Genomic DNA, 16,862 nt, shown 5'->3' on the forward strand with positions numbered 1-16,862 from the left:
CCGTGAGGATGGAGGTGAACGCCTCCCGGTGAGGTCTGGCTCGCCGTCCGGCCGACCGTGGTGTCTTCAACAGGATCTGCCGGCCCTCCGTCCGGCCCGGTTCTCATGGAGTTCCCAGGCAGAGTTTGTAGCACTTTCGACTGAGATTAATGAGTATGGGTAGATGGAGCCCATGCCGCAGGAGACCGATGCGGCCGGGGCTCGGAAAGCCATGGCCGGAAGGACCGGGCGGTTCGTCGTCGGAGGTGGCGCGCTCGTCGTCGTCGCGCTGCTCGCGTACTGGCTGGGAAGCGGCGGCGGGAGCGGCGAGGAGGCCGCGTCCGGGCCGAGCGCGACACCGACGCCCAGCGCGACGCTCACGGTGAACGACGTCTTCAAGAGGGTCGGGCCGTCGGTGGTGGTCATCCAGGCCGATAAGTCGCTCGGCACCGGGGTGATCGCCGCCGAGGACGGCACGATCCTGACGGCGCACCACGTCGTCAAAGGCACCTCGGACAAAGGCGGTTCCGGCGAAGACGCCGGGAAGGTCACCGTGACGTTCGCCGACGGCACCAGGACGAAGGCCGTCGTCGCGTCGTCGAACCCCAAGCTCGACGTCGCCACCCTCAAACCCGAGAAGCTGCCCGAGATCGTCGTCCCGGCGACGCTCGGCGGCACCGCGGCCGTGGGCGCGCCCGTCGTGGCGATCGGCAATCCGCTGGGCCTCACCTACAGCGTCTCCACCGGCGTCGTATCGGGCCTGAACCGGACCGCCAAGGACGGCGGCCCGGACGGGCTCATCCAGTTCGACGCCTCCGTGAACCCCGGCAGCTCCGGCGGCCCCCTCCTCGACGCCCGCGGCCTGGTCATCGGGGTCGTCGTCTCGATCGCCGACCCGGGAAACGACGAGGCGTTCGCCGGCATCGCGTTCGCGGTGCCGATCGGTACGGCCCTGGGCGGCGGCGAAGGCGACGGGCCGCCAGGTGACGGACCCCAGATCTGACCGCGACGCCACGAGAAGGAACACCATTCGCGTCCTCCCCACACCTCAAGGCAGGGGCCTCCACGCCGGAAGGAACACGATGACCTCGACCAGGTTCTCCGAGTCGGCCCACCCGCTCGAACAGGTGCTGTTCGAGGTCAAACGCACGATCGTCGGACAGGACGTCCTGCTGGAACGCATGGCCGTCGCGTTGATCGCCGGTGGCCACCTGCTCGTCGAAGGCGTACCCGGCCTCGCCAAGACGCTCGCGGTGAGGTCGATGGCCGCCGCGATCGCCGGCAGTTTCCAGCGCGTCCAGTTCACCCCCGACCTGGTACCGGCCGACCTCGTGGGCACGCGGGTCTACCACCAGCACTCCGGGGAGTTCAAAACCGAACTCGGCCCGGTGTTCGCGAACCTGCTGCTCGCCGACGAGATCAACCGCGCCCCCGCCAAGGTGCAGAGCGCCCTGCTGGAGGTGATGCAGGAGCACCAGGTGACGATCGGCCGCGAGACGTTCCGGGTGCCCGAGCCGTTCCTGGTCATGGCGACGGAGAACCCGATCGAGTCGGAGGGCACCTACCCGCTGCCCGAGGCGCAGGTCGACCGTTTCATGATGAAGGTGGTCGTCGACTATCCGACCCAGGTCGAGGAGCGGGCGATCGTCGAACGAGCGCTGCGCCCACCCGAGCCGCCGCAGCCGATGGTCACGGCCGAGGACCTGATCGCGATGCGGGCCCGCGCCCAGCAGGTGTACGTCGACCTGGCGATCGTCGACTACGCGGTACGGCTCGTCTCCGTGACCCGTTCCCCCGCGATGGCCGGGCTCGGCGAGTTGGAACGGTACGTCACCCACGGCGCGAGCCCGCGGGCGTCCATCGCGCTCGTCACGGGCGCCCGCGCGCTGGCGTTCCTGCGCGGCCGCGACTACGTCCTGCCGCACGACCTGTCCGAGATCGCGCTCGACGTGCTGCGCCACCGCCTTGTGCTGTCCTACGAGGCCCTCGCGGACGACGTCGACACCGACGCGATCATCACCGCGGTGCTCGGGGCCGTCCGTGCTCCCGACGTCGTCCTGCAGAACCGCTGACCCGCCATGGCCACCGCCCCCGAGAAACTCCTGCTCCGCCTGGAGTGGAAGGTCGTCCGCAGGCTCGACGGCCGGCTCCAGGGTGCCCACCGCACCGCGCACCGCGGCTCGGGAATCGACTTCACCGGGTTGCGCGCCTACAGCGAAGGCGACGACGCCCGGCACATCGACTGGAACGTGACCGCACGGCTGGACGAGCCGCACCTGCGGGTGTTCACCGAGGACCGTGAGCTGACGGTGTGGCTCGTCCTCGACCGGTCGGCGTCGATGACGGCCGGCCGGCCGGGACGCGGCAAGCACGACGTACTCGCCGAACTCGCGCTCGTCCTCGCCCGGCTGTTCGGCCGGGGCGGCAACCGCGTCGGCGCCCTGCTCTTCGACACCGGGAAGCCGCGCGTCGTGCCACCCGGCACCTCCCGGCGGCACGCGCTGCGGATCGGCGCCGAACTGGAACGCACCTCCACGACGCGCGGCGGCGCCGGACCGGAACGTCCTCCCAAGATCGGCGTCGGCGCGGAACCGGAACGTACTGCCAGGACCGGCGTCGGCGCCACGCTGAGACGCGCCTTCAAGGGACGCGCCGACGCCGAGCCGAAACGCGCTTCCACGGCGCGCTCCGGCACCACCACCGACCTGGCCGAGATGCTCGACGCGGCCGGACGGCTCGCGCGCCGCCGCGCGCTCATCGTCGTGCTGTCCGACTTCATCGGCGACGGCGACTGGGAGCGATCACTCCAGCGCCTGGCCCGGCGGCACGAGGTGGTCGCCCTGCGGATCGTGGACACGGCCGACGACGTACTGCCCGAGGCCGGGCTGATCGTGGTCGAGGACGCCGAGACCGGTGAGCAGCTCGTCGTCGACTCCGCCGACCCGCTGCTACGGGTCCGCCTCCGCGCCGCCGTCGACGCCCGCGACGCCCGGCTCAAGGCGGGCATGCGCCGGGCGGGGGTGCCCGTCCACCGCATCGACACCGACCGCGACCTGGGCGAGGCACTCGTCGAGGTCGTCGCCCGGACCAAGGACCGGTCGCCATGACCGAGCACGCCGGAACCATCACCCGAACCGGGAACCGAGAGGCCGTCAACGGATACCCGAGGCCGGCGAAGGAGGCCTCGTGACGCTGTCCTTCCCGCTGCTGCTCGCCGTCGGACTGCTCCTCACGGCGGCGCTCACCTGGGCGGCCGTCGTCTCGGCACGCCGCAGAACGGCCGCTCTCACCGCCGCCGGGGTCGCGGTGCCCGGCGGCCGCCAGGCGTACCTCGGTGTCGGCCTGGTGATCGCCGGCGTCGGGATACTCGCGGTCGCCGCCGCCGGACCTGCGGCGATGGTGCCGGTCCCGCGGACCGCGGGCACCGTCATCCTCGCCGTCGACGTCTCCAACAGCATGGGGGCCGACGACGTCGCGCCCACCCGGCTCGCGGCCGCGCAACGGGCGGCCCGCGCGTTCGTGGCGGCGCAACCCGACAGCGTCGACATCGGAGTCGTCGCGTTCGAACGCGGTGCGCTCACCACCGCGCGGCCCGACGCCGACCACTCCGTCGCGCTCAAGGCCATCGACCGGCTGAAGGTCGTCGGTGGCACCTCGCTGGGGACGGCCATCACGGCCTCCCTGTCGGCGATCACCGGCAAACAGGTGACCGTCGGCCGCGACGGCCCCGCGCCCGACATCGGTTACTGGCCGTCCGCGACGATCGTGATGTTCTCCGACGGCCAGAACGGGGGCGGGGACGTCGAGCAGGCCGCCGCGGTGGCCCAGCGGGCGGGCGTCCACATCCACACCGTCGGGGTCGGCACCACGGCCGGGGCGACGGTGAAGGTCGACGGCTACCACCTGCAGACCTCGCTTGAGGAGGACACCCTCACCTTGATCGCGCAGACCACCGGTGGCGCCTACCACCCGGCCTCCGACACCGCGCGACTCGACGGGATCGCCGACACGATCGACCTGCGGGTCACCGTCTCCGACGAACCCCTGCCCCTCGCCGGCGGACTGATCGGGCTCGCCCTCGCCCTGCTCACCGCAGGCGCGGCGCTCACCGTACTCCGAACCGGACGGGTGATCTGAATGTCGTTCTCGTGGCCGTGGGCGCTGCTCTCCCTCCTCGTCCTCCCGCTGATCTTCGCCGTCCGCGAGTGGGCGCGCCGCCGCCGTCGGCGGGCCGCCGTGCGCGTCACCTCCATCGCGCTCGTACGCGGCGCCCTGCCCGGCCGTACGCTCTGGACGCGGAAGATCCCCACGGCACTGTTCGCGGTCGGGCTCGCGCTGCTCGCGGTCGGGGCCGCGCGACCGCAGGCGTCGGTCCCGGTGCCGCAGACCTCGGCGACGATCCTGCTCGCGCTCGACACCTCCGGCTCCATGTGCTCGACGGACGTCGACCCCAACCGCATCACCGCCGCGAGGAAGGCCGCCGCCGAGTTCATCGAGTCACAGCGGGGCGGGCCGCGCATCGGCCTGGTCACCTTCGCGGGCACCGCGGGCCTGCTCGTCCCACCCACCGACGACACCGACTCGCTGATCGAGGCGCTGGACGATCTCACCGTGTCCCGTGGCACCGCGATCGGGCAGGCCGTGCTCACCTCGATCGACGCGATCGCGGAGGTCGACCCGTCGGTCGACCCCACCGGGGCGGACCCCGGCGACAGCGGATCGGGTTACGCCGGTGCCGCGATCGTCGTACTCACCGACGGCGCCAACATCCAGGGCGTCGACCCGCAGGTCGCCGCCCAGGAGGCGGCCCTGCGCCGGGTCCGCGTCTTCACCATCGGCTTCGGCACCACGGACCCGGCCCCGATGGTCTGCGAGAACTCCCAGTTCGACGGCCGCGGCTTCGGCGGCTGGGGCGGTGGCGGCTGGGGAGGCGGCCGTGGCGGATTCGACAGGGGCCGCAACCCCCGCACCATCGACGAACCCACCCTCAAACAGATGGCCCAGACCACCGGCGGCTCCTACCACCGCGCCGAGAACGCCGACCAGCTCCAAAGCGCCCTCGACGCCCTCCCCGGCACCTTCACCGTCATCCGCCAACAGGTCGACACCGCCGCCGCCTTCGCCACCGGCGGCGGCCTCCTCGTCGCCGCGGCCCTCGCCCTCTCCCTCTGGTGGAACCGCCCCCGGCCTCCGACCCGCTGACCGCACCCGCACCCGTGGCCGCAGCCGCGCGAAACCTCAGCGACGACCGTCGAGCGGGGCGTACAGCGAGAGATGCGGGGACAGGGCACGGAGGAAGTCCGGGGCATCGAAGACCGCGCCCGCGGAGGCGACGCCCGCCCTCCCAGCGCTCCCGGCGCCGCCGGTGCTCCCTCTGCCCTTGGCATCGCCGGAGCTCTCAGCGCCGCCGACGCCTCCGGTACCTCCGCTGGTCCCGGCGCCGCCGGCACCCCTGGTCCGGCCGCTGAGGATACGGTCGACGGCCTCCACCGCGAGCGGCGCACTGATGGCGTAGATGTCCTGACCGGCGGCGGTCACCCGGCGTTCCGTGCCGCCGGAGCGGACGAGGACGTCGACGACGAAGGTCTGCGCGGAACGGCCACGCTCGTCGACGGCGGTCGGAGCCGGGGCGTCGGGAGCGGACAGGTCCGAGGCCGCCTTGGCGGTCATGTAGGTGCGCACCTCCGGGACCGCCAGGTGGCTGGGAACGGTGACGACGTCGGCCATGGTGAACTCTCCGATCACGCTCTGGGAGCCGAGCGGAGCAGGGAAGGGCCACTCCAGGGTCGGCAGGGCGTCGTCGTGATACTCCAGCCGTCCACCGGTGAAGCGAACACGGCGACCACCTCGCCGCTGCCCCGAGACCACGCCCGAGGCGAGCGTTCCGCCGGTGGAGTGCCAGCTGCTCAGGCCGTAGGCGATGTGCGCCTCGTCCGCCGCCGTCCAGTCGCCCATCGCGGTGGTGACCAGGAGGTCGCCGAGCCCGCCGAAGAAGGCCATCGCCGGGACCACCAGGGTGCCCGCGGCGCGGGCGCGCTCCGCGAAGCGCGCGAACGTGTCGACGTTCGCCTCGATCTCGGCGGCCACGTCGACATACGGAATGCCGGCGCGCAACGCCGCCTCGATGAGCGGGGCGGCGGTCGTGGCGAAGGGCCCGGCGCAGTTGATCACGGCGACCGCGCCTTTCAGCGCGCGGTCGAGCGAGGCCGGATCGTCGACCGACGCCCGCCGCGTCTCAACTCCGGGGTGGGCCTCCGCCAGCACCGTCAGCTTGTCCTGATCACGGCCGAGCAGCAGCGGGACGTACCCGCGCTCGCGCGACTCCGCGACCACGAACCGCCCGGTGTGCCCGTAGGCGCCGAACACCGCCACGTTCCGACCCATTTCCATGCCTGCTCCCGCGTACTCGAAGTGATCCACCGCCGAAATCCTGTCCTCGTCGCCCCATCGAGGCCAGTGTCTGGAATGACATGACCCGTACAATTCCCGACATGAGTTCCGTCCCGCGCTCCGTCGCGGTCGCCGCCACCGACGGGATGCTCCACTTCGAACTGGCCCTCGCCTACGAGGTCTTCGGCTCCGCCCCCGCCGCTCTGCCCGGCCCCTGGTACGACGTCCAGGTGTGCGGCACGCACGCCGTCCGGGTCGGCCGGTTCCTGCTGGAGCCGGACTGCGGGCTCGACCGGCTGGCGCACGCCGGAACCGTGATCGTCCCCGCCCTGGCGGACGTCGACGAGGACCCGCCGGCCGACCTGGTCGAGGCGGTGCGCGCAGCTCACGCGTCGGGCGCGCGGGTGGTCTCCCTGTGCACGGGCGCGTTCGTGCTCGCCGCCGCCGGCCTGTTGGACGGGCTGCGCGCGACCACGCACTGGGCTCACACCGAGGAACTGGCCGCGCGCTACCCCCGGGTGGAGGTCGACCCGGATGTGCTCTACGTCGACAACGGCAGCGTGCTCACATCCGCGGGCAAGGCCGCGGCGATGGACCTGTGCCTGCACCTGGTACGCCGCGACCACGGCTCCGCGATCGCCAACGTGGTCGCCCGCCGCCTGGTCGTACCGCCCCACCGGGCCGGCGGCCAGGCCCAGTTCGTCACCACACCGGTGCCCGCCCAGGACGGCCACCCCCTGGCCGAGCTGCTCATCTGGGTGATGCGGCGACTGGACCAGCCTCTCACCGTTGAGGACCTGGCCCGTCAGGCGAACATGAGCTCGCGCCACCTGACCCGCCACTTTCGCTCGGTGGTCGGCACCACCCCGCTGCAGTGGCTGTTGACACAGCGGATCCGCCGCGCGCAGGAGTTGCTGGAGAGCACGGACGACAGTGTCGAGGCGATCGCCTCGGCCGCGGGCATGGGCACGGCGACGACCCTGCGCCGCCACTTCCACCGCACGATCGGCGTACCGCCGGACGCCTACCGCCGCACGTTCCGGCCGTGAGACCACTCGCGGATCTCGAAATCGTCCCGGCCGCGTGTTCACGCCACCGGGCGAAGGCCCGTCCCGGGGAGCCGTGGCCCCCCAGGTGTCCGGACCTCCGCCCGAGGCGCTTCACCCGATCGCCCTCATTCGCCGGACCGGCTGGTCGGAGTCAGCTGCGCAGGGTCCACCGCTGGTTGGCCTGGCCGTTGCACGACCAGAGGATGAGCTTCGTGCCGTTCGCTGTGCCGGCGGCGTTCGCGTCGAGACACAGGCCGGACTGCACGCCGGTGATGGTGCCGTTGGCGTTGACGTTCCACTGCTGGTTGGCCTGGCCGTTGCAGTCCCAGATGATCACCTGGGTGCCGTTGGCGGTACCTTGGCCGTAGGCGTCCAGACACTTGTTGCCGTACACCTGCAACTGCTTGCCCGAGGTGTTGACGAACCTCTGGTTGGTGCCGCTCCCGCAGTCCCAGATCTGCACCTGGGTGCCGTTGGTCGTGCTGGAGTTCGGCACCTCGACGCAGCGGTTGGACTGGCCACCGACGATCTGGACACCCTGCTGCGGGTTGCCGCCGCCCGCAGGTGCGTAACCGGCGGCGGTGATGTTGGCCTGTACGGCGTTCTCGGTGGCGGCCGTCGGATAGCCGGAGGTCAACACGCCCTCGAAGAAGGTGCCGCGACCGGAGACGCTGTTGTCGCCGCCGATGCCGAGCAGGATGGCGCCCTCCTTCTTCATCGGGTGGTAACCGCTGGGGCGCGGGCCGTCGAAGTAGTTCGTCAGGCCGCCCGACTGCGCGTTCCCACCCCGGATCGCCCAGTGGTTCGGCTCACCCTTGACGATGGCGGTGACGAAGCGGTGGTTGATCGACGGGAGGTTGTTGTAGCCCGCGTTCACCCCGGAGAAGAGTCCCCACTCCAGGTCGGCCATGATCCAGGGACCGGCTCCGGCCCCGTAGCCCCACTGTTTGTTGGCGCCGAAGTAGACGGTCTCCATGATGCCGCGGGCGTCGGCCTGACCGTCCGTCTGCGCGTTGCCGTAGTCGAAGCAGCACCACTGGTTGTAGTGCGTGCCGTCGACGACGGCGTAGATGCCTTCAGGCTGGTCACCGGTCGCGACCCCGTTGGTGTTGTTGTTGCGGTAGCCGGTGCCGGGCTCCACGCGAACGCCGTACGCCTTCTGGCCGCCGATGGTGATCGGGGCCGCCTTCGCGTCGGCGAGGTTGTCCCATCCGCCGGGTCCCGGGCCGGGCCAGTAGCCGGGTGGCGCCTGGGTGAGACGGTTGTTGCGGCCCGACTGGTCGTAGATGATCGTGATGACGCAGGTCGTGTTGGCGCAGAACGAGTCCTGGGTGGCGGCGTTGACGACTCCGCCCGCGCTCAGCAGGCCGATGTCCTGGGTGGTGTTGTCCGAGGCGCGCCTGACCTGGTACAGCGGCCCGTTGTAGGCGCCGTACAGAGCCCGGGTCGTGCTGTGCGCCGCCACACACGGCGTGCCGCCCGCGGCGTAGATGTCGCATGACTGCGCCGCCGCGGCCTCGGCCGTACCGGCGCCGACCGGCCACGTCATGGCGATCAGCACGCTCGCACCGATCGCGAGCGACCTTCTCAGGGTCCCGAAAAGCATCATGCCTTCTTCTCTCGATGAGGAAATCGCGGCAGGACGGCGCCGGGACGACAGGCCAGGTCGTGATGTTAGCGCTAACATGAATGGCTCGTCTGACAGCGATTCGCGGCTGAAGATACTGCGGAGTACATTCAACGGATGCCCTCGCGTCAATAGGGCGGGCTGAATTTCTCGGACATCCGACCGCCGTCGACGCATTACCTGGATCTCTGCCGTGACACACCCTCACCGTCACGATGAGCCATCGTGAAACTTTCATCCGTGGCACCCGCCAGACGGTGAGCCATCTGTTCGTCAAGGGCATCGGCCACACGGTGGGCGGCACGAAGCCGAACCATCTCGCGTTGTACGGATTCATCGCGTTCCGAAAGCGCACCTGAGCGAACAGGCTCCCGATCTCCTCTCCCGGCGGTCAGTCACCTTGGTGCGGCGGGGCGGTGCTCTCCCGGATCGTCAGCGTGGTCGCCAGTTCGAGGCCGACCTGTTGCGTTTCCTCGCCGCGGCCAAGAGCGAGCGCCAATTCGGTGGCTTTAACGGCCATCTCGGTCAGTGGCTGGTGGACGGTGGTCAGCGGAGGGTCGACGAACGCGGCGACCGGCAGATCGTCGAAGCCGACCACGCTCAGGTCTCCAGGAATCCGCAGTTCCAGCTCGCGAGCAGCCTGGTAGACCCCGAGTGCCTGAAGGTCGTTGCAGGCGAAGATCGCCGTCGGTCGCTCCCGGCCTCCCAACAGCCTGACCGCGGCCTCACGGCCGTCCTCTCTCGTGAGTTCGGTACGCACGACGAGGCTGTCGTCCATCGACAGACCCGCCGTCTCCAGGGCGGAGCGGTAGCCGTCGAGCCTGGCGCGGCAGCACAGGACGCGGTCCGGGCCTGCGATCATCGCGATGCGCCGGTGGCCCAGCTCGACGAGATGCCGGGTGGCCGACCGTCCGCCGGCCCAGTTGGTCGCTCCGACGAAAGGGACGCCGTCCGGTAGTTCGGTGGTGGGGTCGAAGACCACGAACGGAATGTCCTTGGCCCGCAACCGGTTCCGCTGTTCCTCCGACAGCTGGGCCACCGTCACCACGCATGCCGGACGGCGGGCCAGGGTCTCGTCGATCGGGTGTTCCGTGGAATCCTGGCGAGAACCGAACTCCGTCAGCACGACACCCACTCGGTGCTCACGGGCCACCCTCTCGACCCCCCGGATGATCTCCAGGCCCCACATGTCCTGGAGCTCGCCGAAGACGAGCTCCATCATGTTCTTACGGTTGGTCTTTCGATAGCCGTACTCGCTGATCAGCGCCTCTACTCGGGCACGGGTGTCGGCGGAAACGCCGGCACGGCCATTGATGACCTTGGAGACCGTCGGAACGGACACTCCGGCGGTCTCCGCGATGTAGGAAATGGTCACGGGACGCGTGGGGTCGCCTGCGGGGTGCTCTCCGTCGGAGACCGGGCCGCCCGCCTCGGCGTACGACAACGTGGCCCCCTTCTTCGCGTTTCGTTCTCTCCCGGTGAGCCGTCGCGGGCCTGTTCACGGCGCGAGGACACCCCGTCGGGTTTCGCTTGAACGGCACCGTGCGTCCTCGTCGAGCGACTCGTCGTCGAACCAGTCGCACCGGACGGTGTCCGCCGCGGCGTAGAGACCTGTCACACGCCCGGTGAAACCGTCGGCGACCTCCGTCGACGGGTATCCGCCGTCGAGTTCGGCCGGCACGTCGAACCCGGCCGTCCGCGTCTTCGATACCGAAACGGAGCCTATCGGGTTCTTTCCGGGGATGCCGCTCCTCGGGCCGGGTGGCGAGGATGTCGATTCGAAGCCGGACCGGCCCAGGGGCTGTGTGACGGATGGCCGCGACGGTGCGAAGCGAGCCGACCTGTGCCCAGTGCACCGGATCCCGGCGTGGAGGATCGGCACGCCGGGGAAGCACTCGAAGCTGGAACAGGCCAGGAAGCAGTCGTCGCCGACCCTGCGGATGCTCGGATCCGGGTGCGTACCGGAGATCACCGGGTTGACGAACGTGCCGTCGGTCCAGAGCTCCGCCACAGGATTTCGTGTTTCCGCTCCCGCTCCCTCATCGAATGATCGTCGGCCTGAAACATTCAGGAACCGTAGCCAGAAACTTTCTTCATCTCTCGCCCTCTCGTCGCTGTGGGCGACCACCGCGACGGAGCATACATGGCTCTTGGCCTGCCTCTTTGCCTTCCTCATCAGGACAGGGTCCGCCATGTCCGATCCGAGCCTTTCATCGAGCATGTCGTCAGGGGATGGACAGCACCACTCCACCCTCTTATTTAATGTTTCCGGTCAATCTGACAGAAACTTTCTCAGCAACCGGATGGAGCGCGCATGGTGGCCGCCCTCGACTCCGGCGCTTCCGCCGGCACCACCACACCGCCCACCGAGGCGAGCGAGACGGCTGTCGGCGTCCTCACCGTCGCGCCGATCGCCGCCCACCCGTTCGTCCAACGCCACTTCATCAAGGAGTGCTGATCGGCGCCGTCAAAGGTCGACGCGCCCGAAGGAGGACAACCGTGAAACCGCACAGGTTACGAAGAGCCCGCTCACGGATCGGCGCCGCCCTCGCCACCCTGGTCGCGTTATTGACAGTCAGCACGATGACGGCTTTCAACGCCCAGGCCGCCACCGGATGCCGCGTGGAGTACACGGTCTCGTCCCAATGGCAAGGCGGGTTCACCGCCAACGTGAACGTCACCAACCTCGGCGACCCGGTCAACACCTGGCGGCTCACCTGGACGTTCCCATCGGGACAGCAGGTCACCCAGGCGTGGAACGCGACCGTCACCTCGTCCGGGGGACAGACGACCGCCGCGAACATGAGCTACAACGGGACCGTGGCGACCAACGCCTCGGTCTCCTTCGGCTTCAACGGTTCGTGGTCGGGCAGCAACACCGCGCCCGCCACGTTCACCCTCAACGGCGTCACGTGCTCGGGAAACGTCGGACCGTCTCCCAGCCCGACCCCCTCCCCCTCACCGACCCCCTCTCCTTCGCCGACCCCTTCCCCCTCGCCGACCCCGCAGCCGGGGAACGCGATGGACACCGTGGCCGCGATGCAACCCGGGTGGAACCTGGGCAACACCCTCGACGCGATTCCCGACGAGACCGCCTGGGGCAACCCGCTGACGACCCAGACCCTGCTCCGGCACGTACGGTCCCAGGGGTACAAGAGCATCCGGCTGCCGATCACCTGGAGCAACCACCACGGCCCCGCACCGGACTACACCATCGACACCGCCTGGCTGAACCGCGTCCGCCAGATCGTCGACTGGTCGCTGGCCGAGGACTTCTACGTGATGATCAACCTCCACCACGACTCATGGCAGTGGATCAACGGCTACCCGGCCGACTCCACAACCGTGATGAACCGGTACAAGGCCCTGTGGCGGCAGATCGCCGGCACCTTCCGCAACCACTCGCCGAAGCTGGTGTTCGAGAGCATCAACGAGCCGCAGTTCGCAGGCACGTCCGGAGACGACCAGGGCGACCAGGTGACGAACACCTTCAACACGGAGTTCGTCCACCTCGTGCGGCAGTCGGGCGGAGGCAACGCCACCCGGCTTCTCGTGCTGCCCACCCTGCACACCAGCGGCGAGCAGGCTCGGCTGGACGCGCTGAACGCCACCATCACCGCACTGCGTGATCCCAACCTGGCCGCGACGGTCCACTTCTACGGCTGGTGGCCGTTCAGCGTCAACATCGCGGGTGGCACCCGATATGACAGCAATGTCGAACAGGACCTCGTCGGTTCCTTCGACCGGGTACGGACCACATTCGTCTCCCGCGGAATCCCCGTGATCATCGGAGAGTGGGCACTGCTCAGCTGGGATCACACCCGGCCCGGCATCATCGAGCGGGGCGAGTTCCTGAAGTATCTGGAGGCGGTCGGATATCACGCCCGGATCCGGAACCTCACCACCATGGTCTGGGACGCGGGCCAGTTCCTGAACCGCAACGAACTGAAGTGGCGCGACCAGGGCGTCTACGAGATGTTCAAGGCGAGCTGGACCACACGCTCGGGGACGGCATCCTCCGATCAGGTGTACCTGCCACGGACCGGCACGATCACCAGCCGGACGCTCACGCTCAACCCCAACGGCACCACCTTCCAGGGCCTGCGGCAGGGCGGCACCAACCTCGCCCAGGGCGCCGACTACACCGTTTCCGGCAACACACTCACCCTCACCGCCTCAGCCCTCACCAGGCTGGCCGGAAACCGCGCCTACGGCGTGAACTCCACCATCGAGGCCCGGTTCTCCCAGGGCACCCCATGGTCGATCAGCATCATCAGCTCCGACACACCGACCCAGTCCGCCGCGAGTGGCACGACCGGCTCGTTCACCATCCCCACCCAGTTCCGCGGAGACCAGCTCGCCACGATGGAGGCCAAGTACGCCGACGGCAGCCCCGCCGGACCGGCCAACTGGACCACCTACAAGGAGTTCTGGCAGAACTTCCAGCCCGACTACAACGCGAACAGCATCATCTTGAAGCCCGAGTTCTTCGCCGAGGTCAACGACGGCCGGATCACCCTGACCTTCCACTTCTGGAGTGGAAAGCAGCTCACGTACTACATCACCAAGTCCGGAAGCACCGTGACCGGCGCCACCACCTGACAGTGGCTCCCTGACAGCGGATGGAACAGGTATCGGTACCTGTTTTCTACCTGAGATTTCCACCGGTACCGGTACCTGTTCGAATTCACTCTCCCAGAGCATCGAAATCCGATCCGTCATCGCGGCCGGCCTGCGGTACGGGACCGGTCACGGCGTGGCGTCCTCCCAGTGCGGGGTATGCGATTCGACGTCCTCCGGCACGCGAATCCGCCCGTCCACGAGAACGAGTGGCGCGATCTCGGTGCTCTCGTGGAAGCGCAGGTAGCCGACGAAGGATTCGACACCATCGGCCGGCGCGCCGACCGAGCACCCGCCGAGCCAGTCCAGCAGTGTCCGGAGCCGGTAGAAGTCGTCGGGGTGGAGTTCTTGGCGTACCGTCAGCGCCCAGCCGTCAGGCCGCTCTCGCGCGACCAACTCGGCGACGAGCGCGCCTCCTACCCGCCAGGCGGCGCCTCGCCGCGCGAACACCGGCTCCACCTCCGCGTCCTCCCACTCGCAGTCGGGGTCGTCGGGATCACCGAGCGGATAGGTCTCCACGTATCGGTCAGAGCCGATCGGCAGGCGCTCGGGCCGCGGCCCCTGCCCCACGTGCCACCGCAGCTCGGCGAGCTCGTCGTCGGCCACGTCAGCGCGAATGTTCACCGACAGCACGAGTTCGTAAATGTCCCCCATCGGCACACCGTACCGTCGCGACACCCTGAGAGATCGTTCTGGGAGGAGTTCACACGGGACGAGACCATCGTCCGTTATCTGTCGCGTTCACCTTGTCCGCCCCGGGAGAATCGGTAGTCTGCGGCAATGCCATTCGATCATCGATCTATTGGCGCGGCAGCGCTGACGGCGGCCGTCGCACTCACCACGGCCGCCCCCTCGGCCGCGCGGGCGCACGAAACCCCCACGACCTCGGCGGATCGCGTCCTACGGGTCTACAACAACAACATCGAGAACCTGGTCAGGAACAACGCCGACGGCTCGTGCACCCGGGTCTCGGGTCCGGACCACCTCACCTCGATGCTGGTCGACGACAACGGCCGAACCGGCACCTCGGGCGTGCAGGCACCCGACCTCCTGATCGTGCAGCAGGTGCGCGGCACCGGACAGGCCACCGCGTACGCCGACCAGCTCTCGGCCAAGTTCGGCTATCCGGCGGGCACCTACAGGGCGATCGTGGCCTGGGACGACCCCGAGGAGTGGGGCGGCACGCACAGGTGCAGTCAGCAGTCGCTCGGCGACCTGAAGAAGAAGCAGACCAACGGGATCCTCTACAACACCAGAACGTTGAGCCTCGCGTCGGGCGACATCTCGAAATACTGGAGCGCGGGCTGGCTCAAGCCGGGAACGTCCTACCGCGACGGGGCCGGCTGCACGCTGTACAAACCGCCGAGCAACGACGCGAGCAGCGCCAACGAGCACAAGTGGAAGCGCACGAGCGCCATCGCCGCGAAGTTCACCGTCAAGGCGACGGGAACACCGGTGTTCGCCGCGACCATGCACCTCCCGGAGGAGAACGGGGCGAACGCCTGCGCGGGCGCCGGCTCCGCGGGCATCGCGAAATCCGGCATCCATCTCGGCGCGGACGCCACGAGCCTGATGAACGCGTCGACGATCCGCGTGATCGGGATCGACGCCAACCGCACGGGCATCGCCCCGACGACGCTGGGCGGCTTCGGCATGGCCGGTTACGGCACGAAGGCGACCTCCGGCTCCAGGAAGATCGACTACCTGTTCGTCAAGGGCACCGTGCGACCGTCGAGCATCGGCCACACGGTGAGCGGCACGAAGTCGAACCATCTCGCGCTGTACGGATTCATCACGTTCTGAAAGCGCACCTGAGCGAACGGGCTCCTCTACCGACCGGTCAATCATCGTGGTGCGGCCGGGCATCGAAGAAAATGGACGCATTGTGCGGCTACCTCACCAGGGCACGTGGGCACCTGCCCCGAGACTGGCCCTCCGTGACCTTGTGCGAGCCGGATGCCGAAGAGCGCGCCGAGGCGGGTCGAAACCCGCTCTGGTTCAGCGCCTCGACCGCGAAGCCCGATTTCACCCACACGCACCTCACGTTGTCTGCTCCTCAGACAACACGATCAAGCGTACGAGTGAGAAGGAAAATCCTCTCGCGTCGTTGCCCAATCCTCTCGGCGTCTCGGAGGGTGCCGTTGAACGCGAAGTACCGGAAGTGGCGCGACTGAAGATTAAGTAGGAATGTGCAAGGCGCCGCGAGCTTTCTTCTACCTCCGCGCACGTGGAGCTGTTGTTATTACAGCTATCGAATCCACGAAACGAAACGGGTGGTTCAATCATGCGCGTCGCCATCATCACCGGGGCCAGCTCGGGCATCGGGCAGAGCGCCGCCGTCCAGCTCGCGCGGCGCGGGACAGGCGTCATCCTGACCTATCAGGGCAACGAAGCCGGAGCTTTGGACACGGTCGCGACGATCGAGAAGGACGGCGGTACGGCCGTCGCGCTCCCCCTCGATGTCGGCCGCTCCGAGACGTTCCCGGCCTTCCGCGACTCGGTGGTCGCGGCACTGCGCGACACCTGGCAGCGAGACGGCTTCGACTTCCTGGTCAACAACGCCGGGGCCGGCCACATGGCCCTGTTCGAGGACACCACCGAGGAGATCTTCGACCGGCTCACGCGCGTACTCCTCAAGGGACCGTACTTCCTGACCCAGACGCTGCTGCCGCTGATGGTCGACGGCGGCGCGATCGTCAACACCACGAGCAGCTCGTCCCAACCCTTGTGCCTGGAGCCCGGCTACTCGGCGTACGGGAGCCTGAAGGGCGGTCTTGTGGTCCTCACCCGCTACATGGCCAAGGAGTTCAGCAAGCGGGGCATCCGCGTCAACTCCGTCTCTCCCGGCGTCACCCGCACCCGCATCGGCGACAACGCGTTCGAACGTTTCCCCGAGCTGATCCCCGGCATCGCCGCCCGTACCGCCCTCGGCCGGATCGGCGAGCCGGACGACGTCGGCATGGCCATCGCGATGCTGCTCGGCGAGGAAAGCCGCTGGATCACCGCGCAGGACATCGAGGTCTCCGGTGGGCACAACCTCTGACGACCGGTCCGCGTCGAGCTGTGGCCCGCGGCCACCGCACGATCACGGAACGCGGGATCACCGCCAGGCGGCCGTGGGGGGGGGGGCCCCCGGGGCCGGCGGCCCGGGGCCGCCCCGGCGCCGGGCTCCTGTTGGGGGAGGTGGAGTATCTGGT

At 69.1% G+C, this 16,862-nt stretch carries 16 protein-coding genes; 11 read left to right on the plus strand and 5 right to left on the minus strand.

From position 1 onward, the window contains the following. Positions 1-163: 163 nt before the first annotated feature. The 5 genes from ABT352_RS34950 (at position 164) to ABT352_RS34970 (ending at position 5,181) form a co-directional block, all read left to right on the plus strand. Entirely contained in the window at positions 164-982 is an 819-nt protein-coding gene (locus tag ABT352_RS34950; RefSeq protein WP_350949300.1) for a S1C family serine protease, read from the plus strand. 79 nt (positions 983-1,061) lie between these two features. Continuing rightward, positions 1,062-2,051, plus strand: a complete 990-nt coding sequence (locus tag ABT352_RS34955; RefSeq protein ID WP_350949301.1) for an AAA family ATPase — start codon at positions 1,062-1,064, stop codon at positions 2,049-2,051. Between the two features lie 6 nt (positions 2,052-2,057). After that, entirely contained in the window at positions 2,058-3,086 is a 1,029-nt protein-coding gene (locus tag ABT352_RS34960; protein WP_350949302.1) for a DUF58 domain-containing protein, read from the plus strand. A gap of 79 nt (positions 3,087-3,165) precedes the next feature. Continuing rightward, entirely contained in the window at positions 3,166-4,116 is a 951-nt protein-coding gene (locus ABT352_RS34965) for a VWA domain-containing protein (protein ID WP_350949303.1), read from the plus strand. Further along, complete coding sequence (locus ABT352_RS34970; protein ID WP_350949304.1) at positions 4,117-5,181, plus strand: VWA domain-containing protein; 1,065 nt, start codon at positions 4,117-4,119, stop codon at positions 5,179-5,181. It begins immediately after the preceding gene. A 36-nt stretch (positions 5,182-5,217) separates the two neighbouring features. On the opposite strand, the gene ABT352_RS34975 is transcribed toward ABT352_RS34970, so the two are convergent. After that, complete coding sequence (locus ABT352_RS34975) at positions 5,218-6,369, minus strand: saccharopine dehydrogenase NADP-binding domain-containing protein (RefSeq protein ID WP_350949305.1); 1,152 nt, start codon at positions 6,367-6,369, stop codon at positions 5,218-5,220. 101 nt (positions 6,370-6,470) lie between these two features. Here ABT352_RS34975 and ABT352_RS34980 point away from each other — a divergent pair, with 101 nt between their 5' ends. Continuing rightward, complete coding sequence (locus ABT352_RS34980; RefSeq protein WP_350949306.1) at positions 6,471-7,418, plus strand: helix-turn-helix domain-containing protein; 948 nt, start codon at positions 6,471-6,473, stop codon at positions 7,416-7,418. Between the two features lie 151 nt (positions 7,419-7,569). Here the strand turns inward: ABT352_RS34980 and ABT352_RS34985 are convergent, their stop codons facing one another. After that, positions 7,570-9,027 (minus strand): arabinofuranosidase catalytic domain-containing protein, encoded by a 1,458-nt coding sequence (locus ABT352_RS34985; RefSeq protein WP_350949307.1) that lies wholly within the window; start codon positions 9,025-9,027, stop codon positions 7,570-7,572. 233 nt (positions 9,028-9,260) lie between these two features. On the opposite strand from ABT352_RS34985, the gene ABT352_RS34990 reads away from it, so the two are divergent. After that, on the plus strand, positions 9,261-9,404 hold the full coding sequence (locus tag ABT352_RS34990; protein ID WP_350949308.1) for a hypothetical protein: 144 nt from the start codon (positions 9,261-9,263) through the stop codon (positions 9,402-9,404). A gap of 32 nt (positions 9,405-9,436) precedes the next feature. Here ABT352_RS34990 and ABT352_RS34995 read toward each other — a convergent pair whose 3' ends face one another. Together ABT352_RS34995 and ABT352_RS35000 are read right to left on the minus strand one after the other, a co-directional pair. Next, the gene (locus ABT352_RS34995) at positions 9,437-10,489 is read right to left on the minus strand and encodes a LacI family DNA-binding transcriptional regulator (RefSeq protein WP_350949309.1); all 1,053 of its coding nucleotides are present in this window, start codon (positions 10,487-10,489) and stop codon (positions 9,437-9,439) included. A gap of 54 nt (positions 10,490-10,543) precedes the next feature. Then, positions 10,544-11,266 (minus strand): family 43 glycosylhydrolase, encoded by a 723-nt coding sequence (locus ABT352_RS35000; RefSeq protein ID WP_350949310.1) that lies wholly within the window; start codon positions 11,264-11,266, stop codon positions 10,544-10,546. Between the two features lie 93 nt (positions 11,267-11,359). On the opposite strand from ABT352_RS35000, the gene ABT352_RS35005 reads away from it, so the two are divergent. Both ABT352_RS35005 and ABT352_RS35010 read left to right on the plus strand, forming a co-directional pair. Next, complete coding sequence (locus ABT352_RS35005; protein WP_350949311.1) at positions 11,360-11,503, plus strand: hypothetical protein; 144 nt, start codon at positions 11,360-11,362, stop codon at positions 11,501-11,503. Positions 11,504-11,628: 125 nt separating this feature from the next. After that, the gene (locus ABT352_RS35010) at positions 11,629-13,647 is read left to right on the plus strand and encodes a cellulase family glycosylhydrolase (RefSeq protein WP_350949312.1); all 2,019 of its coding nucleotides are present in this window, start codon (positions 11,629-11,631) and stop codon (positions 13,645-13,647) included. Positions 13,648-13,794: 147 nt separating this feature from the next. Here ABT352_RS35010 and ABT352_RS35015 read toward each other — a convergent pair whose 3' ends face one another. Further along, positions 13,795-14,319, minus strand: a complete 525-nt coding sequence (locus ABT352_RS35015; protein WP_350949313.1) for a hypothetical protein — start codon at positions 14,317-14,319, stop codon at positions 13,795-13,797. A gap of 126 nt (positions 14,320-14,445) precedes the next feature. On the opposite strand from ABT352_RS35015, the gene ABT352_RS35020 reads away from it, so the two are divergent. Next, positions 14,446-15,468: a hypothetical protein gene (locus ABT352_RS35020; RefSeq protein ID WP_350949314.1), complete on the plus strand. Its 1,023-nt coding sequence runs from the start codon at positions 14,446-14,448 to the stop codon at positions 15,466-15,468. A gap of 481 nt (positions 15,469-15,949) precedes the next feature. Then, complete coding sequence (locus ABT352_RS35025; protein ID WP_350949315.1) at positions 15,950-16,708, plus strand: SDR family NAD(P)-dependent oxidoreductase; 759 nt, start codon at positions 15,950-15,952, stop codon at positions 16,706-16,708. Positions 16,709-16,862 lie beyond the last annotated feature (154 nt).

Origin of the sequence: Streptosporangium sp. NPDC000563, from assembly GCF_040299985.1 — a bacterium.
GTDB lineage: Bacteria > Actinomycetota > Actinomycetes > Streptosporangiales > Streptosporangiaceae > Streptosporangium.